Below are 18355 nucleotides of genomic sequence, written 5' to 3'. Positions count from 1 at the left end.
CATGGGTTTGAGCATCGACGAACAGAAAGCGGTCGACCGGTTCCGCACCGAGGTGGTCGAGCCGTCGATGACGAAGCTCGTCATCCTCGATTTCTACGCCGATTGGTGCGGCCCCTGCAAGGCGCTGGCGCCGATGCTCGAGAAAGTGGCGGCAGACTATGCCGACAAGGGCGTGGTGCTGAAGAAGATCGATGTCGATGCCGAAAAGTTCATCGCCGCGCAGTTCCAGGTCCAGTCGATCCCGACCGTCTATGCCCTGTTCCAGGGCCAACCCGTGGCCGACCTGACCAATGCGCGCAGCGAATCGCAGATGAAGCAGACGCTCGACCAGATCCTCTCGCAGCTGCCGATCGAAGGCGCCGCTGGCGAAGGCGCGCCGGGAAGCCAGCAGCAGCAGGATGTCTCGCAATTCGTGACGATGGCCGAACAGGTGCTGGCCGAGGGCGATGCCGAGCGTGCCGCCGGCGTGTTCGGACAGGTCGTCCAGATGGCGCCCGACAACGCCGCAGCGCATGCCGGACTGGTCCGGGCGCTGGTGCAGGCAGGCCATACCGAGCAGGCGCAGGCCGCGCTGACGGCGGCGGAGACCAACCCGGCGGTCGCCAATGACCCCCAGATCGAACAGGCCAAGAGCGCACTCGAGCTGGCGGGCAACAAGGTCGACGAGGGCGAATTGGCCGCACTGAAGGACAAGGCCGCGTCGGGCGACATGCAGGCGCGCTTCGACTATGCCGAAGCAGCCTTTGCCGCTGGGAAACGCGATACCGCGGCGGACGAACTGCTGGCCATGTTCGAAACCGATCGCGAATGGAACGAAGGCGCGGCGAAAACACGGTTGCTGCAGATGTTCGAAGCCGTCGGGCTGGAAGACCCCTGGGTGGTCGCCACCCGCCGCCGCCTTTCGCGCCTGCTGTTCGGTTAGGGGGCGCCTTGGCCGAGCGCATTCCCATCTTTCCGCTGCCCGGAGCAATCCTGTTTCCCGGGCTGCAACTGCCGCTCCACATCTTCGAGCCGCGCTATCGCGCGCTGGTCGGCCATGCGCTGGCCAAGGACCGGCGGATCGGCTTGATCCAGCCCCAGCAGTCCGCCGAGGGCGCCCCGCTTTACGCCATCGGCTGCGTCGGCCGGATCGGCGATGTCGAGGCGCTGGAAGACGGGCGCTACAATATCGTGCTCGACGGCGAGGCGCGGTTCCGCGTGTTGCGCGAGCTTGAGACCTCGACGCCCTTCCGCCAGGTCGAAGCCGAATTGCTCGACGATCCGGAAGACGAGACGCTTTCGCATGTCGAGCGGGCCGGTTTCGAGTTCGAGGCGCGGCGTTTCGCCGACATGCAGGGCTATTCGGTCGATTGGGATTCGGTCGCGCGGCTCGACGACCAGACGCTGATCAACGGTGTCGCCCAGATCGCCCCCTTCGATCCGGCATCCAAGCAGGCGCTGCTCGAGGCTACGGACTTGCGCACGCGCTGCGACGTGATGATCCAGCTGATGCAGTTCTTCGCCCTGCGCGACGACGGCGACGAGATCGTCACGCTGCAATGATGCCCGCCGGGGGGCTAGGGCATCTTCGCCATTGCGTCCCGCGATTTCCTGGCAATCGAGGCAGGCAACAGCAGCTCGTTCAATCCCAGGACCATGCCCAGCAGCAGCGCGATCACCGGATCGCGGGCGAAGCTGTCGAGCTCCATCGACCCGATCCGCACCTCGATCATCCCGAGCAGCAGGAAAAGCGCGACGATATTGGCGAGCAACCCGCTGAACACCAGCCGGATCGCGGGTTCGAGGAGATCGGCCTCCGCCACTGTCAGGTCGCGCAGTTGGAATTCGGCCTTGCGAATGGCGTAGGACAGCCAAACGCCCAAGAAGGTGCCGACCCACAGGATCATGAAGCTGCGGGCCACGGCCGGAGCAATACCCAGTAGCGGAAAGACCGCGACCTCTTCGGCGACCGAAAGAAGCACGTAGAGGACAAGGAAAATCGAAGACATAAGTGCCGCCCACCTGCCGAGACGGCGCAGGTGCGCGTTCTTGATCCTCGGCCCTTCGCTGCAAATCAGATCGTCGATCTCGCGCGCCAGGGTCAGCCGGGCCACGTCGGGCTTGGGATTGTCTCCTTCGAGTCCGATTTGCGCGAGCCGGAAAAGCTTGGTGTAGAGTAGCCGGAACGGCTCCTTCTGGTTGCCACCGTCTTCGAGATAGAGCTTCTTGGCAGTCGTCAGAACTTGCGAGATCTGATCTTGCAGGTCGGACTGTTCAGGCGTCGGAGTCGGCCCGACGAGCCCGAAATAGATGAGCACCGCGTCCTCCGCAGCGGGGTTGAACCGATCAGGTGGATCGAGCGCCTTGCCGTTGCTGTCCGCGGTGGCAATTTTGTAGGGCCCCGGCACCGGTGGCGGGGGAGGTGTCGGCGGCGGCGGCGGCGGCGGAGGAGGAGGAGGAGGAGGAGGATTGGATCCGCCATTGCCTTCGGTGGCAGCTCGGTCCGCAGCTTCCGCTTCGTCATCGGACTGACCAGCCTGGTCTTGGGCGGCGTCCTCTGCAGCTTCGCCGGCACCGACGATGGGTTCGCCCCTGTTGCCATTCATGTCTCGCCCCCTTTTTGGCGTTCAATCGGGCGGCCAGCGCCCGACGATGGAACGATAGAGTGCGCCGGGCAGATTGCCCTTGCCGATCCCGGCCTCCTTCTCGTTCAACAATTCCGAAGCCTGGGTGACATAGTCGGCCAGCGGTGTGAGGAGCTGCGGATCGGCCGCATTGGCCTCGAGCAGGTCGAGCGATTCGAGCAACAGGCTGCGAGTCTTGACCAGCGCGTTGACATCGTCGCGGCTCGCAGTCTCGGGCGGCCAAGGGCCGACGACCACGCTACGGATAGATTGATCCTGAAGGCGGAAGCGCAAGGATTCGACGTCGACGCCGGCCGCATCGAGCGCAGCCAGGGCCTTGTCCACCACGTCCTTCGGTTCGTTTTCCGGCATGTCGTTTCCCGCCATCAAGTAACAAGCGCGACCAACGACCGTTTTATTTGAAGTAGCTACTATAGCGAATTTTGGGATTTAGGCAAGCAAGCCGCCGGATCGCCCGGCGTTACAGCGCGAAGCTGTTCTTCAGGCCATCGATTACATATTGCGCCGCCAGCGCTGCCAACAGCACGCCCAACACACGGGTGATCGCCGCTTCGACCTTGTCGCCGAACAGCCGCATGATCGGACCGGCCGCGATCAACGCAAACATTGTCAGGATCAGCACGGCGGCCAACGCACCGAGGACGGTCAGGTTCTCTTCCAGTCCGCGCGCCTCGTTCATCAGCAGCATGATCGCGGCGATCGCGCCCGGGCCCGCGAGCATTGGGATCGCCATGGGAAAAACCGAGACGTCCTCTACCTCGGGCGTGGCGGCGACTTCCTCGGCGCGCTTCTCGCGGCGCTGGGTGCGCTTCTCGAAGACCATTTCGAAGGCGATCCAGAACAGCATCAGCCCGCCGGCGATGCGGAAACTGTCGAGCTCGATATGGAGCGCGCCGAGCAGTTCCTCGCCGAACAGCGCGAAGACCAGCAGTATCGCCGCCGCGATCAGCGAGGCGCGAATGGCCATATTGCGGCGCTGGGGGGCTGTCGCGCCCTTGGTCAGGCCCGCATAGATCGGCGCGCAGCCCGGCGGGTCGATGACCACGAAGAGCGTGATGAACGCCGAGATGAACAGCTGCGTCAAGGACCTACTCCTCGCCCGGGGCGGCGACGTCGCCCGCCATGGCATCGACCATCCTGCCGTCCCGGTGGAGCATCAGCTTCCAGTGGCGCGACAGGTCGGGCGAGACGACGAAAGTCAGGAACAGGCTGCTGTCGGCGCTGACCTGGTCGAAATAGGAGCCGCCGCTGACCGGGCGCGAGCGTTCGGCCTGGGAACGCAATTCGGCCGCCATGCCGCTTTCGGGGCATTCGGCGATGTCGGTACCGACGAACTCGGGCGCCTCGAGCGGCGAGCCGAGCACGTCGCCTTGGTCGAGCGTCCAGCGATAGGAGCCGTCGCGCTGGCGTTGCCAGACGGTGGTGAAATAGCCGTTCGAGCCGTCTGGGCGCTGCCACGCGCCACGCGTGACTGCAAGCGAGCCGTCGCAGCTCGACCACACGTGGTGCGGTTGCCATGTGACCGCCTGCGCGGGATTGGCGCGGCCCTTGAGCCAGTCGCGCGCGGCAACCGGCTGCGGGACGAACATCACGCTGCCCTCGGCGGCATAGTCGCGAAAAGCGGTCCATTGCCCGTCCTCCTGCGCCGCCCGGGCGAGGGCGAGTTCGGTGGCGACCACGCGCGAGGGATTGGCGCTCGGGGTCAACAGGCGAGCATAGCGGTCGCGCGGCCCCGGCTGCGAGGTGCAGGCGGCGAGGCCGAGCGCGAGCAGGGCCGCCGCCAGCCTCACAGCGCGCCCTCGGGCAGATCGAGTCCCTCGTTGCGGTAGGCGGCGACCAGCGTGTTGCGCAGCAGAACCGCGATCGTCATCGGGCCGACCCCGCCGGGCACCGGAGTGATCGCGCCAGCCACGTCGCGCGCGCCCGCGAAATCGACGTCGCCGACCAATCGGCCCTTGTCCGAACCCGGTACGGGCGGAAGGCGGTTGATGCCGACGTCGATCACCGTTGCGCCGGGCTTGAGCCAGTCGGCCTTGACCATCTCGGCGCGGCCGACTGCGGCCACGACGATATCGGCGCGCCGGACGACGCCGGGGAGATCCTTCGTCCGGCTGTGCGCGATGGTGACGGTGGCATTCGCGCCGAGCAGCAGCTGTGCCATCGGCTTGCCGACGATGTTCGAGCGCCCGATGACCACCGCCTCGAGCCCCGAGAGATCGCCCAGCCGGTCGCTTAGCAGCATCATGCAGCCGAGCGGCGTGCAGGGCACGAAACCGTCCTGCCCGACCGCGAGGCGCCCGGCGTTGGTGACGTGGAAACCGTCGACATCCTTGTCGGGACTGATCGCGGCGATCACCGCCTGTTCGTCGAGATGGCCGGGCAGCGGCAGCTGGACGAGAATGCCGTCGACCGCCGGATCGGCATTGAGCCGTTCGACCAGTGCGAGCAGGGCGGCTTCGGCGGTATCGGCGGGCAGGCGGTGTTCGAAGCTCTCCATCCCCGCTTCGACCGTCGCCCGGTGCTTGCTGCGGACATAGACCTGGCTCGCCGGATCCTCGCCTACCAGCACGACGGCGAGCCCGGCCTTGCGCCCGGCCCGTTCGGCAAAAGCCGCGGCATGCACGCCGACAGTCTCGCGCAGCCCGGCGGCAAAGGCCTTCCCGTCGATGATGTCCGCAGCCATCAGCCGTAGATCACGTTGCCGAGGACAATGAGGACGATATTGAGCAGGATGATCAGCACCAGCGGCGAGAAGTCGATCGCCCCGGTATTGGGCAGGATGTTGCGGATCGGGCGCAGTACGGGCTCGAGGAAGCGGTTGATCGCCATGTAGAAACTGGCGAGAAAATCGTTCGAGCGGTTCACCACGTTGAAGGCGAACAGCAGCCCGATGATGAACTGGATGATGATCAGCATCACCAGCACGTTGGTGAGCATGGCGATGATCTGGTAGATGGTGCTGAGCGCCTGCATGTGGTCGAGCGTTCCCTTGAAGCTGTTCCTGCCGCGCGTCCTACAAGCGCGACACGCCGCGCGCCACCCCCATCCGTCGGGTTACACCCCGCGGCTGACGAGCGTGCCCGCGCCGCGCGCGGTGAAGAATTCGAGCAGCATCGCATGCGGCACGCGCCCGTCGAGCACGACCGCCGCCTCGCAGCCCGATTCGACCGCCTCGACGCAGGTTTCGAGCTTGGGGATCATGCCGCCCGAAATCGTTCCGTCGTCGCGCAGCCGTGCGATGTCAGCCGGGGTCAGGTCGGTCAGCAGCTGGCCTTGCTTGTCGAGCACGCCGGCGACGTCGGTCAGCAGCAGCAGCCGGGCCGCACCCAGCGCCGCGGCGAGAGCGCCGGCCATGGTGTCGGCATTGATGTTGTAGGTATGCCCGTCCTCGCCCACGCCGATCGGCGCGACCACCGGGATCATGCCGGCGCCGGTCACCGTCTCGATGATGGCGGTATCGACGCGGGCGGGTTCGCCGACGAAGCCGAGGTCGAGCGCCTTCTCGATATTGCTCCCCGGATCCTTCTGCGTGCGCTGCAGCTTGGTCGCGGTGACGAGGCCGCCATCCTTGCCCGAAATGCCGATCGCCCGGCCTCCGGCGCGCGCGATCGAACCGACGATCGCCTTGTTGATCGCGCCCGAGAGGACCATTTCGGCGACATCGGCGGTCTGCTTGTCGGTCACCCGCAGGCCGTCGACGAAGCTCGTCTCGACCCCCAGCTTTTCGAGCATGGCGCCGATCTGTGGACCGCCGCCATGGACGACCACGGGATTGATGCCGACCGCCTTCAAGAGCACCACGTCCTCGGCGAATTCGCGCGCCGCGCGCTCGTCGCCCATCGCGTTTCCGCCGTACTTCACGACGAAGCTCTTGCCCGCATAGCGCTGGAAATAGGGCAGCGCCTCGATCAGCGTTTCGGCCTTGGCGTGGATGTCGGGTGTGGTGCTCATCGCCGGCGAAATAGCCGTGCCGGGCGCGCGAGGCAAAGGTTTAGGCGGGGCGCTGGATGAACGCCGGCTAAACCTGCGCTAAACCGCCGATGAACGGTGTCAATTCGCCAATCGGATTGCACATTTCGGCGCATCCGCGGGAGCCGGATCGGGCGCCGCGCCGTAGTTCGGGTCTCGGTAAGTGATAAAGGAGTCGCACATATGACCAAGTTTACCGCAATTGCCGCCGCCCTTCTCGCCACCGCCGGTGCCACCGGCGCCAGCGCGCAGCTCGCCGGGACCGTGTCGGGTACGGTCAACGCCGCCGCCCAGGCTCGCGTTAACCCGCAGCCCGTGCTGAACCAGGCCGAGCGCGCCACGACCCGCGTCGGAACCACCGCGACGCGCGCCGCCGAGCGGGCAAAGACCCGTGTCGAGACCGCCACCGCCAAGGCGCAGGACAAGGTCGAGATGGCCGCCGAACAGGCGCAGACGCGGGCTGACAAGGCGACCGACATCGAAGCCGGCGCCGAGGCCGGCGCGAAGGGTTCGGCGAGCGCACCGGGCGTGGACGCTTCGGTCGACGCCGGGGTGAAGGCCGAAGCCGACACCAAGCCCGAAGGCTGATCGTCACGATCGCGAGAGGCCGCGGCGGGGAAGCCCCTCCCAGCCCCGTATCGCGGCCTTGCCGGGGCGGCGGGTCTATCCCGTCGCCCCATTTTCGTGTGCGTCAAACCGATCTGCGAAAGGCGGTGATGTCGATGGCTTGTCCCTCCGCCGTCAGGCGGCCATCGCAAATCTTGGTTGCGCCGGCGGGCGGTACGGCCGGCGAGGGAAGAAAGACCAGCTCGCCGTCCGGATAGCTGCCGTCGCGCTTGAAGATTGCCCGGTTCCGGCCGCCAGAGGTCTGCAGGCCGGAGAGGCTCGACGCAACTTCGAGCTTCTTTGCCTCTCTCGCCATTCCTTCAAGCGTCTTGTTGTTGAGAAATACTTTTCGGTCCTCGCTCATCGCGCCGCTCCTCTACCGTCCTCCCTGCGAAATCGGGCTTGCGATCAGGGGTCCTGATCGACCTGCTGCTTGAACGTCGCCAGCGTTTCGGCGGTACAAATCTCGAGCAGGGCATCGGCAATGGCCTGTTGCTGGGCGGCATAGGCACTGGCGTCGGTCGTGGGTTCTGCCCCCGCGAGACCCGCCACCACCGCCGCGCGGGCATTGCGAGCCTGGCCGGCGGGCGTGGTGCGCCCCAGATGCAGCTCTTTCGCATAGGCCATGCGCGCTTCCGCCACATCGTCGGGAGCTTCGCACAGCTCGATGGTGTCGGAGAAGTCCAGCTCGGCTTTTGCCGCCTCCACCCCGGCGATCTGGGATACCTTCTGGATGGCTCCGTCGAGACTGGCCGCCGCCTCGTATCGGGCGAGATCGGCGAACAGCTCCTGCACGGTGTAGCGGTCCTCGGATTCCTTCAGGCCGCGCAGAATGGCGGTCCGGACCTCGAGACGCTGGGCATCCATCAGGCCGATCAGGGCGGGCAGCGTGCGTTCGAAATAGAGCTCGCGATTGAGGCTGGCGCGAGCGCCGGCAACGCCCGTCGCCGCAGCTGCCAACTCATCGGCTGCCTTTTCGAACATCGCGGCCGTCCCGGTGAGGCCGAGCAACGCGATATCGAAGCCGAGATTGCCGCCCTTGACGTTGCGCGACAGCCTGCGGCGAAACTCGAAATAGCGGGCGTCTATCGCCATCAGATAGGCGGCGGCGACCCGGTTGCGGTAGATCTTGCGCGGCCCCGCTTCCTTGCCTGCCATCGCCATGACCACCCCGTCGAAAGGGAAGGTCTGCGTGACATCGTCGACCGTTGCCTTGGCTGCGAAGATCGGTTCCGGCATCCCGTCGAACGAGGCGCAGCCGGCCAGCGCGGCACAGCCCAGGGCCAGCGCGGTAAGGCGGTGTTTCATGATGCTCTCCCCCGAGAGTGCCCGCCCGGCATAGGCCAAAGCGCGTGCCGGGCATAGGAAATGCTCGCCATCGCGCCGTGGGGCAGGCCGAACATGGCCGCCGGCAAAGCGCCGGGGGGTGAGGAAGGCTCCGCGCTAGTCCGCTGCGGGTGGATAGGGGAGCGCCGCGCCGTGATCGACGCTGAGGCTCTCGAGCAGGCGGAATCGGCCCTCGCCCGGCATCCATTGCCAGACATGGATATAGCGCGCCCCGCCGGTCAGCTCCCACCCGCCGGCCCCGCCGTTCAGCGTGCTGCGCCATTCGTAGAAGGCATGCCGCCCCTCCTCGAGTGCGCCCCAGGTGCCGAGCGCCTGGACGCGACGCGAACCGGGGACGTGGAGACGGCGGTTCCTGTAGCCTTCATTCTCCCCGCCGGGCGCGCGCTTGGCGCATTCGACACGCGACTGTTCGAGCATCTGCGCAGCGCTCGACAGCGCCTCGCCCGCGAGATCGTGGAGCATGCGGAAATCGGGATGGATCAGCGGCGCGACCGCATCGGGATCGCAGCCCTCGAAAAAGCCCCAGAAGAGCCGCGCATCGCTGGCGGCAATCTGCGCCTCGAGCGCCTCGCCCCCGGGCATGGGCTGCAGCGCAGGAGAAGCAGCAGGGACGGCGGCGGGCGCCTGCGCCAGCAACAGCGCGACAGCAGCAAGGGCGGTGGGCATGAAGCGATCTCCCATTTTTGTGTATTAGCGATACAATACACTCTGGCACCTTCCGCGCAAGCCGCTTCCCATTGGGCCGCCAGCGGCTAGGGTGGCGCGATGACACGCAGCGCCCCGCTCTCCGCCCTGCCCTTTGCCGCGCTCGCCGCGGGCACGCTCGCCGCCTGCGCGCCGCTGCCGCCGCCTGCCGCCCCGGCGCAGGCGAGCCCGCAGGAGGCTTTCTGGCGGGCGCTCACGAGCCATTGCGGCAAGGCCTATGCCGGCGGGCTCGCCAGCACCGATGCGCGCGATGCCGACTGGGCGGGCAAGCGCATGGTCGCGCATTGGGCGCAATGCAGCGCCGATCGGGTCGCGATCGCCTTCCATGTCGAGGATGCCGAAGAGGTCGGCGGGTGGAACCGCAGCCGGACCTGGATCGTCACGCGCGAGCGCAGCGGAGCGGGCGCGCGCTTCGCAGTCAGCCACGATCACCGGCACGATGACGGCAAGGCCGACGCGGTGACCTTCTACGGCGGGATCACGGCCGACGGCGGCACCGCGCGGGCACAGGATTTCCCCGTCGACGATTCCTCCATCGCGCTGTTCACCCGCGAGGGCCTCGCCGCCTCGCTGACCAATGTCTGGCGGATCGAAATCGACCCGGCGGGCACGCGCGATGCGGCTTTCGCCTACCAGCTCACGCGGCGCAACGATCCCTCGCGCCTCTTCCGCGTCGAGATCGACGCGAGCGCGCCGGTTCCCGCGCCCCCGCCCGCTTGGGGCTGGTAGGGCGCAGGCAGCAAAGGCGCGCGACGCCTATCCCGCGGGTTCTTCGACCGCGTCTTCGGCGGCGGCGCCTTCGTCGGGCACATTGGTCATCGGCGTGTCGGGCGTGTCGACCGGCACGGCCTCGGGATCGGGCTCGCTGACGATCAGCTCGCCGCCGCCGACATCGGTGGCGTCGGTTTCATAGGTGGTTTCCTCGGGCTCGCCGCCGCAGGCGGCAAGCGCGAAAGCAGCAGCGAGCGGCAGCGCCGCAGGGGCATGACGGGTGATCATCGCAAGGTCTCCTTCGTTACAAGGGGTGACGGGGCCAAGCGTCTCATGCCCGGCGCGGCAAGGCAAGCGCGGGGCAAGCGCGGTCCCGGCTCAGGCGGCTCTGCGCGCGCTGGCCATGATCGCGGTGATTTCGTCGAGCAGCGCGAGGCGCTGTTTCTTGAGCGCATCGAAGCGCGCGTCGCTGGCGGCCTCGGTCTCGGCCTCGATGCGGTGCACCTCGCGGTTCACCGCGTGATAGTCCTCGGCCAGCCGCGCGTAATGCGCATCCTCCCGCTTGAGCCGCGTGACCAGCTCGCGATCGCGCGCGAAGATCTGGGTGAGTTCGTTGGGGGTATGCTGCGACATGGGGGTCGTCCTCTCGTCAGGCGTGGTGTCGAGAGGTGAGCCTAGCCGACGCCGCGCGCGCGTCGTTGATGTGGATCTAAACGTATATTCAGCCTCAGGGTCTTCGCGAACTCAGGTTCGATCTCGATCAGCGCAGTATGGCGGAAACCGGCCTGTTCCAAACCCAGCGCTTGCCCGCCAGCACCGGCGCAAAATTCGATCGATTGCATGCGATACTCCCTTTTATCCGTACCGCTATGTTCTCTTTACGTTCCAGTCAAGCGACTGCCTCCAGAATGGAGATTCACTCCGCCGCCTGCGCCCCGCTGTCATCCCCGAACAGACCCGGGCCGTCGTCCTCGTCGGCGCCTTCCTCGTTCGCGGCCTTGGCCTTGTTGCGCTTGTCGAAGCTCGACCAGACATCGTTCCAGTTGCCGCGCGTCGCGCCCTTCGAATATTCGGTCGCGCGCGTTTCGAAGAAGTTGGCGTGCTCGACGCCGTTCAATAGCGGGGCGAGCCAGGGCAGCGGGTGATCCTCGACCATGTAGATCGGCTGGAGGCCGAGCTGGCCAAGCCGCCAGTCGGCGATGTAGCGGATGTACTTCTTGATTTCCTTCGCGGTCATGCCGCTGACCGGGCCCATTTCAAAGGCGAGGTCGATGAAATTGTCTTCCAGCCGCACCGACTTCTGGCAGATGTCGATGATGTCTTCCTTGACCGCCTTCGTATAGCAGTCGCGCTCGCGCACGAATTCGTGGAACAGGCGGATGATGCCTTCGCAGTGGAGGCTCTCGTCGCGCACCGACCAGCTGACGATCTGGCCCATGCCCTTCATCTTGTTGAAGCGCGGGAAGTTCATCAGCATGGCGAAGCTGGCGAAGAGCTGCATCCCTTCGGTGAAGCCGCCGAAGGCTGCGAGCGTGCGCGCGATATCCTCGTCGGTGTCGACCCCGAAGACCTGCAGGTAATCGTGCTTGTCCTTCATTTCCTCATATTCGAGGAAGGCCGAATATTCGCTTTCGGGCATGCCGATCGTGTCGAGCAGGTGCGAATAGGCGGCGATGTGCACCGTCTCCATGTTGGAGAAGGCGGTGAGCATCATCTTGACTTCGGTCGGCTTGAACACGCGGCCGTATTTGTCGTGGTAGCAATCCTGCACCTCGACATCGGCCTGGGTGAAGAAACGGAAGATTTGTGTGAGCAGGTTGCGCTCGTGCTCGGTGATCTTCTGCGCCCAGTCGCGGCAGTCCTCGCCGAGCGGAACTTCCTCGGGCATCCAGTGGATCTGCTGCTGGCGCTTCCAAAACTCGTAGGCCCAGGGGTACTCGAAGGGCTTGTAGGTCTTGCGGGCTTCGAGCAACGACATCTTGTGGTCTCCGGAATCTGGCGTGGTCTGGGCGCGAGCGACTCATATAGTGAATCAGAGCCCGGAATCGAAGGCAAGCGGGAATGATTCGGCGGGGATAAGATGGGGATCGCCCGCGCGCCCTGCCGTAGCGGCCGTGCGACGAACCGCGGAACGCGGTGGCGATCGGCGGCGTTGTCATGGTGAATCGATAGTTCATGCGAGCAGCGCCCCGCGCATCGGGGGCAGCCGCGCGGCAAGTTCGGGGAACAGTGGCATCGTCCGGTTTCCCCTCATTGCGGGCGATGTCCGCGAACCCCGGCGCCCCGTTCCTCCACCGAGGGCGGGGCGTCACTTTTGCTGATCGCCCAATCGCTGCGCTGCTTGAGGGCGGCTTTATGCCCTACCGCTGTGCTGCTCGAGGGTGGTTTTATGCCCTACCGCTGCGCTGCTTGAGGGCGAGTATGCGCCCTAATCGCAGCGCTGGAGGAGGCGAGGGAACACGGGCACACGGCCACCACCCCACTCGGGTGCAAGGCATTGCCTTTTATCGTCCTGCCTCGCACGCCAGTCGATGGTGTGCTGGACTCGAGCCCCGGCTATCCTAATCTGGGTCGTGCATGCCGCGAACCGCTTTCTCGACGCCGCTTGCCCGTGGGCCCGGCGAAATCTGGGGAGCGCGCTCGCTTCGGCAAAACTGCCATGGCGTTGACTTCGCTATCTGCGACGCGATCGACATAGAGATCGAACCTCATTGCCACGAAAATCGTCACCTCATTTTCGTGATGAGCGGCAATTACATCACAAGCGCCGCAGGCGCACCGCCAGTCTGCGCAACGCCGGTCCTGGTCGACAACCCGGCGGGTACCACTCACCGCGACCGCTTCCTCGGTTCGCAGGGGCGCTTCCTTGCGATGGGTATCGACCCCGCCTTGTCGTGGGAAGGCCCCGCGCGGGCACGGCGCGACCGAGCGGCGATCGCGCAGATGACCGCGCTGGTCGAAGATCTTGAGTTCCCGCAGCCGACGCTCGCAGTGGAGGAACTCGCCGTTGCGCTCACGGCAGGCGCAGTTCCCGATGAATCCGCGTCGGTGCCCGGCTGGCTCCGGCGCAGCTGGCAAATGGTCATGGAAGAGGACCCAGGGTCTATCAATCTTGCCCGTGTGGCACGCGAAGCGGACATTCACCCGGTCCATGTCGCGCGCAGCTTCCGGCGCTTGTGCGGGCGGACCGCGGGGCAGTTGCTGCGCGACCGGCAATTCGAACAAGCCTGCGCGCTACTGGCGCAGGGAGAATGGCCGCTCGCCGACATCGCGCTGGCGCTGGGCTTCTGTGATCAGGCACACTTCGCGAATTTCTTCCGCCGCCGTGCGGGGTTGGCCCCCGGCGCCTATCGGAAGCGCATGAGCAATGTTTGAAATCTACAAGATCGGCCGGCCGGAGGAGGGCAATGGCGAATCACGTCGTATTCAGGAGTTCTCGATGCCGTTCCTTCGCACTGCCTTCGCAATTGCCGTTTCCGCGATGTTAGCCGCTCCGGCGCTGGCCCAGCCCACGATCGCACTCGAATCCCTGCCCGTATCCGGGAAAGACGCGACCTATGGCGGGATCACGAGCATCGTGGTGATGCAGGACGGAGCCATCGTAGCCGAGCAATATTTCGATGATGTCGGCTCAGATGCGCTGCGCAACACGCGGTCGGCCACCAAAACCATCACTGGCATGCTGGCGGGGATCGCTATCGGTGACGGGCTCCTCGCCCGCGAGAGCCGCATCGCCTCGTTCTTTCCCGAGCACGTTGTGCGAAATCCCGATCCGCGCAAGCAAGCGGTGACGGTCGAGGACCTTCTCACCATGAGCTCGATCGCCGAATGCGACGATGGCAACCAGTTTTCGCGCGGGAACGAGGAGCGGATGTACCTGATTGAGGACTGGCCCGGCTTCTATCTCGACCTGCCAGTCAAGGGCTTTCCCGCTTGGGTTACGAAACCCGAAGAGAGCCCCTATGGCCGCGCCTTTGCCTATTGCACGGCCGGTGTGACCACGCTCGGCGCAGTGGTCGAACGTGCGACAGGCATCGCGTTGGAGGAATATGCCCGCACCCGCCTGTTCGAACCGCTTGGGATTGCTGATGTGTCATGGCAGTTCTCTCCGCTGGGTCTCGCGCAAGGCGGCGGTGGGCTTGAGCTTTCAAGCCGGGCGCTGGCGAAGCTCGGCCAACTGCTGCTGGATGGCGGGAACTACCGCGGTCGCCAGATCATCCCGGAAAGCTGGGTAGCGGACACGCTAAGCCCGCATGCTGCGGTGCCCGGCCGTGAGGATACCGAATACGGTTACCTCATCTGGCTGCAGAAAGCCGAAGCTCGCGGGCAGCGCGTTGTCACGCGTTCGATGAGCGGCAACGGCGGCAACAAGGTAGTGATCGAGCCCGAGACCCGCTCGGTCACCGTTATCACAACGCGCAATTTCGGCCAGCGCGATGCGCATGCAAAAAGCGAAAGGCTGTATACAAACGAGATCCTGCCGGTGCTCATGGACGCATCGAGCAGATAGGCGAACTGGATCCGCCGCCACGACCAATGGACGGTGCCTCAGCCTCGACGAGGCGTGGACCGATTGCCGATGCGGCCCGTTGATTGGGTGTAAGCAACGCAAATCAAAGGGGATTCTTTATGTTTGAATCACTCCGCATCAAGGAACACATGGAAGTCGCAGACTGCAGGGGCCGGCATGTCGGTACCGTCGACGAAGTCGATGGCGACGCGATCAAGCTGACCAAGTCGGACAGCGCGGACGACATCCACCATTTCCTCAAGCTCGACGATGTCGAGAAGATCGACGACAACCGCGTCTACCTCAGGGAAAGCGCCCGCATTCCAGACGGTCTCGGCACCAAGGCCACCGAAGCGGCCTGACCCCGACGCGCCGGACAGGTTCCGGCTATGAAAAAGCCCCGCCCTCCACACCGGAGAGCGGGGCCTTTCTTTGTCGCTACCGCTTACTGGCAGGCGAGGCATTCCTCGTAATCGGTCTGCTCGGCGCCCGCGGCGAGTTCGTATTTCGCCGCGTCGGCGGTGTTGTCCGCCTCGACCCCGCCGGCGAATCCCGCGCGCTGCACGCTCTTCGAGCGCAGGTAATAGAGCGACTTGATGCCCTTCTCCCACGCCTGGAAGTGGAGCATCATCAGGTCCCATTTGTCGACATCGGCGGGGATGAAGAGGTTGAGGCTCTGCGCCTGGTCGATGAAGGGCGCGCGATCGGCGGCGAATTCGAGCAGCCAGCGCTGGTCGATCTCGAAGCTGGTCTTGAAGGTCGCCTTTTCTTCGGGCGTGAGGAAGTCGAGGTGCTGGACGCTGCCGCCCCGCTCGAGGATCGAGTTCCACACATTGGTCGAGTTCTTGCTCTTCTTGTCGAGCAGCTTTTCCAGATACGGGTTCTTGACCACGAAGCTGCCCGAGAGCGTCTTGTGGGTATAGATATTGGCCGGAATCGGCTCGATGCAGGCGCTGGTGCCGCCGCAGATGATCGAGATCGAGGCGGTCGGCGCGATCGCCATCTTGCAGCTGAAGCGCTCCATTGCGCCGGTTTCGGCGGCATCGGGGCAGGGCCCGCGTTCCTGCGCCAGCACAAGGCTGGCCTCTTCGGCCTTGGCGCTGATGTGCTTGAACATCTTCATGTTCCACACCTTGGCCATCGGGCTTTCGAAACCGATACCCTTGCTCTGCAGGAAGGAGTGGAAGCCCATCACGCCCATGCCGACGCTGCGTTCGCGCATGGCCGAATATTTGGCGCGGGCCATCTCGTCGGGCGCGCGGTCGATATAGTCCTGCAGGACGTTGTCGAGGAAACGCATGACGTCCTCGACGAACTGCTTTTCGCCTTCCCACTCTTCCCACTTTTCCAGGTTGAGCGAGGACAGGCAGCACACCGCGGTGCGATCGTTGCCGAGGTGGTCGATACCGGTCGGCAGGGTGATTTCGGCGCACAGGTTCGAGGTCGAAACCTTGAGGCCCAGTTCGCGGTGATGCTTGGGCATCATGCGGTTCACCGTATCGGAGAAGACAATGTAGGGTTCACCCGTGGCGAGGCGGGTTTCGACCAGCTTCTGGAACAGGCTGCGCGCATCGACCGTCTTGCGGACCGACCCGTCGCGCGGGGAGACGAGCTCGAACTCCTCGCCGTTGCGGACCGCTTCCATGAAGGCGTCGGTCACCAGCACGCCGTGGTGCAGGTTCAGCGCCTTGCGGTTGAAATCGCCCGAGGGTTTGCGGATCTCGAGGAATTCCTCGATTTCGGGGTGGGTGATGTCGATGTAGCAGGCGGCCGAACCGCGGCGCAGCGAGCCCTGGCTGATCGCGAGCGTCAGCGAATCCATCACGCGGACGAAGGGGATGATGCCGCTGGTCTTGCCGTTGAGGCCGACCGGTTCGCCGATGCCGCGGACATTGCCCCAATAGGTGCCGATGCCGCCGCCCTTCGAGGCGAGCCAGACATTCTCGTTCCAGGTGCCGACGATGCCGTCGAGGCTGTCGGAAACGCTGTTGAGATAGCACGAGATCGGCAGGCCGCGCGTGGTGCCGCCATTCGACAGCACCGGGGTGGCGGGCATGAACCACAGCTTCGAGATGTAGTCGTAAAGCCGCTGCGCATGATCCTGGTCGTCGGCAAAATAGTCGGCGACGCGCGCGAACAGGTCCTGGAACTTCTCGCCCGGGAGCAGGTAGCGGTCGATCAGCGTTTCTTTGCCGAATTCGGTCAGCAGCGCATCGCGCGATTCGTCGATTGTCACGTCGAAGCGGCGATCGAGCACTTTCTTGCTGTCTTCCTTGGCCGCTTCGGCTGCCGCGTTCGCAACCGCGCCGGCAAGCACTTCGCCTGCCGCCTGTTCGACCAGCCCGTCGCTGCCTGTGTCCGTCTTGTCCATGGCAACCGCCTTTGTCTGCGTGGTGGGCTCGGAAACACTGTCGTCGGTATCGATATCCAGTGCCATCGCCGTGTCGTCCCCGCTCTTGAAATCCATCGTCTGCCCCGCCTTCCGTGTGCTTCGAGCGCGGGCTTCCGAGCCGCGCCTGTTCCGCTTGTGTTCGAGTCGGCAGGACTGCGCTCCCACCTAGCAATTTTGTGCGCCGCCGGGGTGAAAACTTATCCCCTTTTTCCCACAACCCCGCCGTGATCGCGGCCCGACCCCGATATGGAGAGCGAGCCGCTGATAGCTAGGTCTTGTGGGTACCCCCGGTAGCCCGACTACTAGATACTGAATCAGGCGCGATTCGAGCGCAAGAGGGTCAATTCCGATTTAACGCCCCCAACCGGGTTGTCGGCGCACTGCCTTATCTTGCTGCAACGCCGCGACGCGTGGACCAAGCTGGACTCGCGCCGAGCGCAAGGGGCAAAATGAATCTGGGAAAAAAATTTTGCGGGCAAAAACGATCGATCCGGCTTGAGATTCATTCGAATCCGGATGCGCAATTTTGGAATCGGGCGCTGCATCCGTGGAGGCGCCTGCGTTAGTCTCCGACGATGCCGCCGCCGCCCGCAGCGCAACCAGCGACACCGTCGAAGGGGTTGCGACTCGGCAGGCCTAGCCCGCGCTGCGCGGGGTTCCTCCGAATGCCAGCACCGAGCGTTCGCGCGGATCGGCCAGCCGCGCCTGTTCGAGCCGCGCCAGCCGTCCTTCGAGCGCGGCATGGGCATCGACGCTGTTGGCGAGGATCACATTGGCCTGGAAGACCTGCCCCGATCCGCCGATCGCGGGAAGCGGAGCGGAGCGGCCGAGCGCGGAAACCGCACGCAGCGCGAGACGGTCGACATCGCGCCGGCCGGAGGCGCGGTAGAGCTTTACGTCGGTCGGGCGTCCATCGGCCCCGCGATAGAACCGCACCATTACCAGCCCTTCGCCGGTGGTGCGCGAGCGCGGCCACTCGGCGCGCAGGAGATTGCGATCGAGATCGCGGGAAACGAGATCGAGCGCGGCCGCTTCCGCCGAGACGACGATGTCCTGCGAACTGGCGGGGACCGTCGTCAGCGAGAACGCGGCGGCGAGGGCAAGGAGGGGTAGTTTCATCGGATCATCCTTTTCGTTGCATAGATGACCGGCCGCAGCTTCGCGCCTCCCGCCTCGCCGAACCGGCGAGCGGCAGTCCCGTGATGCACGATCAGTGGTCGATCGCGAGAGCGGGCGGCTGCGGCGGCCCGCCTTCGACGCCCACTCTAGGAGCCGAAAGAATCTTGTCAAAGAAGGCCCCGAAAGCAGCTTTGAGGAGCCTTCGGTAAAATTTTAATCGTGTCGTACGGATGATTAATTGCGATCGTTGCTTGGACATGAAAAGGCCTGCAACCGGTGATTGCGCCTGCCGATAACAGACTCGCCATGGTTGCACGCAACTGCACAACTTCCGTTCGTCCGCCGATCGAATGCCAGAGGTCATTCGTCGAT

23 protein-coding genes are annotated in these 18355 nt (G+C 65.1%); 7 read left to right on the top strand and 16 right to left on the bottom strand.

All coding sequences use genetic code 11. The annotated features are described in order from the left end of the window. Window position 1 precedes the first annotated feature (1 nt). On the top strand, window positions 2-922 hold the full coding sequence (locus ACEQZ0_RS11925) for a tetratricopeptide repeat protein (RefSeq protein WP_370191026.1): 921 nt from the start codon (window positions 2-4) through the stop codon (window positions 920-922). Window positions 923-930: 8 nt separating this feature from the next. Continuing rightward, window positions 931-1542: an LON peptidase substrate-binding domain-containing protein gene (locus tag ACEQZ0_RS11920; RefSeq protein WP_370191025.1), complete on the top strand. Its 612-nt coding sequence runs from the start codon at window positions 931-933 to the stop codon at window positions 1540-1542. Window positions 1543-1556: 14 nt separating this feature from the next. Here ACEQZ0_RS11920 and ACEQZ0_RS11915 read toward each other — a convergent pair whose 3' ends face one another. The 7 genes from ACEQZ0_RS11915 to argB form a co-directional block, all read right to left on the bottom strand. After that, complete coding sequence (locus ACEQZ0_RS11915; protein WP_370191024.1) at window positions 1557-2585, bottom strand: hypothetical protein; 1029 nt, start codon at window positions 2583-2585, stop codon at window positions 1557-1559. A gap of 21 nt (window positions 2586-2606) precedes the next feature. Next, entirely contained in the window at window positions 2607-2975 is a 369-nt protein-coding gene (locus ACEQZ0_RS11910; RefSeq protein WP_370191023.1) for a hypothetical protein, read from the bottom strand. Window positions 2976-3084: 109 nt separating this feature from the next. Further along, the gene (locus ACEQZ0_RS11905; RefSeq protein WP_370191022.1) at window positions 3085-3708 is read right to left on the bottom strand and encodes a MarC family protein; all 624 of its coding nucleotides are present in this window, start codon (window positions 3706-3708) and stop codon (window positions 3085-3087) included. Window positions 3709-3712: 4 nt separating this feature from the next. Beyond that, window positions 3713-4414: a hypothetical protein gene (locus tag ACEQZ0_RS11900; RefSeq protein ID WP_370191021.1), complete on the bottom strand. Its 702-nt coding sequence runs from the start codon at window positions 4412-4414 to the stop codon at window positions 3713-3715. Next, window positions 4411-5307 (bottom strand): bifunctional methylenetetrahydrofolate dehydrogenase/methenyltetrahydrofolate cyclohydrolase FolD, encoded by an 897-nt coding sequence (folD, locus tag ACEQZ0_RS11895; RefSeq protein WP_370191020.1) that lies wholly within the window; start codon window positions 5305-5307, stop codon window positions 4411-4413. Before folD ends, ACEQZ0_RS11900 begins: the two co-directional genes overlap by 4 nt. Beyond that, the gene (locus ACEQZ0_RS11890) at window positions 5307-5597 is read right to left on the bottom strand and encodes a YggT family protein (protein WP_370191019.1); all 291 of its coding nucleotides are present in this window, start codon (window positions 5595-5597) and stop codon (window positions 5307-5309) included. The genes folD and ACEQZ0_RS11890 overlap by 1 nt, the downstream gene beginning before the upstream one ends. Window positions 5598-5678: 81 nt before the next feature. Then, window positions 5679-6575, bottom strand: a complete 897-nt coding sequence (gene argB, locus ACEQZ0_RS11885) for an acetylglutamate kinase (RefSeq protein ID WP_370191018.1) — start codon at window positions 6573-6575, stop codon at window positions 5679-5681. A gap of 201 nt (window positions 6576-6776) precedes the next feature. Here argB and ACEQZ0_RS11880 point away from each other — a divergent pair, with 201 nt between their 5' ends. Further along, window positions 6777-7181: a hypothetical protein gene (locus ACEQZ0_RS11880; protein WP_370191017.1), complete on the top strand. Its 405-nt coding sequence runs from the start codon at window positions 6777-6779 to the stop codon at window positions 7179-7181. Window positions 7182-7284: 103 nt separating this feature from the next. Here ACEQZ0_RS11880 and ACEQZ0_RS11875 read toward each other — a convergent pair whose 3' ends face one another. The 3 genes from ACEQZ0_RS11875 to ACEQZ0_RS11865 form a co-directional block, all read right to left on the bottom strand. Then, window positions 7285-7563 carry a hypothetical protein gene (locus ACEQZ0_RS11875; protein ID WP_370191016.1) on the bottom strand — a complete coding sequence of 93 codons (279 nt, stop codon included), beginning with the start codon at window positions 7561-7563 and terminating at the stop codon, window positions 7285-7287. A 44-nt stretch (window positions 7564-7607) separates the two neighbouring features. After that, complete coding sequence (locus ACEQZ0_RS11870) at window positions 7608-8507, bottom strand: hypothetical protein (protein WP_370191015.1); 900 nt, start codon at window positions 8505-8507, stop codon at window positions 7608-7610. A 135-nt stretch (window positions 8508-8642) separates the two neighbouring features. Beyond that, window positions 8643-9212, bottom strand: a complete 570-nt coding sequence (locus ACEQZ0_RS11865; RefSeq protein WP_370191014.1) for a DUF4440 domain-containing protein — start codon at window positions 9210-9212, stop codon at window positions 8643-8645. 99 nt (window positions 9213-9311) lie between these two features. On the opposite strand from ACEQZ0_RS11865, the gene ACEQZ0_RS11860 reads away from it, so the two are divergent. Then, window positions 9312-9980 (top strand): hypothetical protein, encoded by a 669-nt coding sequence (locus ACEQZ0_RS11860; RefSeq protein WP_370191013.1) that lies wholly within the window; start codon window positions 9312-9314, stop codon window positions 9978-9980. Window positions 9981-10007: 27 nt separating this feature from the next. On the opposite strand, the gene ACEQZ0_RS11855 is transcribed toward ACEQZ0_RS11860, so the two are convergent. The 4 genes from ACEQZ0_RS11855 to ACEQZ0_RS11840 form a co-directional block, all read right to left on the bottom strand. Then, entirely contained in the window at window positions 10008-10250 is a 243-nt protein-coding gene (locus ACEQZ0_RS11855) for a hypothetical protein (protein ID WP_370191012.1), read from the bottom strand. Between the two features lie 90 nt (window positions 10251-10340). After that, on the bottom strand, window positions 10341-10595 hold the full coding sequence (locus ACEQZ0_RS11850; protein WP_370191011.1) for a YdcH family protein: 255 nt from the start codon (window positions 10593-10595) through the stop codon (window positions 10341-10343). 41 nt (window positions 10596-10636) lie between these two features. Beyond that, the gene (locus ACEQZ0_RS11845; RefSeq protein ID WP_370191010.1) at window positions 10637-10804 is read right to left on the bottom strand and encodes a DNA cytosine methyltransferase; all 168 of its coding nucleotides are present in this window, start codon (window positions 10802-10804) and stop codon (window positions 10637-10639) included. A 74-nt stretch (window positions 10805-10878) separates the two neighbouring features. Continuing rightward, window positions 10879-11940 carry a ribonucleotide-diphosphate reductase subunit beta gene (locus ACEQZ0_RS11840; RefSeq protein WP_370191009.1) on the bottom strand — a complete coding sequence of 354 codons (1062 nt, stop codon included), beginning with the start codon at window positions 11938-11940 and terminating at the stop codon, window positions 10879-10881. A 764-nt stretch (window positions 11941-12704) separates the two neighbouring features. On the opposite strand from ACEQZ0_RS11840, the gene ACEQZ0_RS11835 reads away from it, so the two are divergent. The 3 genes from ACEQZ0_RS11835 to ACEQZ0_RS11825 all read left to right on the top strand — a co-directional run bounded on the left by ACEQZ0_RS11835 (window position 12705) and on the right by ACEQZ0_RS11825 (window position 14834). Next, window positions 12705-13337 (top strand): helix-turn-helix domain-containing protein, encoded by a 633-nt coding sequence (locus ACEQZ0_RS11835; RefSeq protein WP_370191008.1) that lies wholly within the window; start codon window positions 12705-12707, stop codon window positions 13335-13337. A gap of 64 nt (window positions 13338-13401) precedes the next feature. Beyond that, the gene (locus ACEQZ0_RS11830) at window positions 13402-14472 is read left to right on the top strand and encodes a serine hydrolase domain-containing protein (RefSeq protein ID WP_370191007.1); all 1071 of its coding nucleotides are present in this window, start codon (window positions 13402-13404) and stop codon (window positions 14470-14472) included. A 119-nt stretch (window positions 14473-14591) separates the two neighbouring features. Continuing rightward, on the top strand, window positions 14592-14834 hold the full coding sequence (locus ACEQZ0_RS11825; protein WP_370191006.1) for a DUF2171 domain-containing protein: 243 nt from the start codon (window positions 14592-14594) through the stop codon (window positions 14832-14834). Between the two features lie 83 nt (window positions 14835-14917). Here ACEQZ0_RS11825 and ACEQZ0_RS11820 read toward each other — a convergent pair whose 3' ends face one another. Continuing rightward, a complete protein-coding gene (locus tag ACEQZ0_RS11820; protein ID WP_370191005.1) occupies window positions 14918-16939 on the bottom strand; it encodes a ribonucleoside-diphosphate reductase subunit alpha in 2022 nt (673 codons plus the stop codon). Between the two features lie 561 nt (window positions 16940-17500). Continuing rightward, on the bottom strand, window positions 17501-17983 hold the full coding sequence (locus ACEQZ0_RS11815) for an energy transducer TonB (RefSeq protein WP_370191004.1): 483 nt from the start codon (window positions 17981-17983) through the stop codon (window positions 17501-17503). Between the last annotated feature and the right edge of the window lie 372 nt (window positions 17984-18355).

It is taken from the genome of Qipengyuania sp. (assembly GCF_964227205.1).
In the GTDB taxonomy this organism is placed as follows: domain Bacteria; phylum Pseudomonadota; class Alphaproteobacteria; order Sphingomonadales; family Sphingomonadaceae; genus Qipengyuania.
This window is presented reverse-complemented; position numbering and strand designations above follow the sequence as displayed.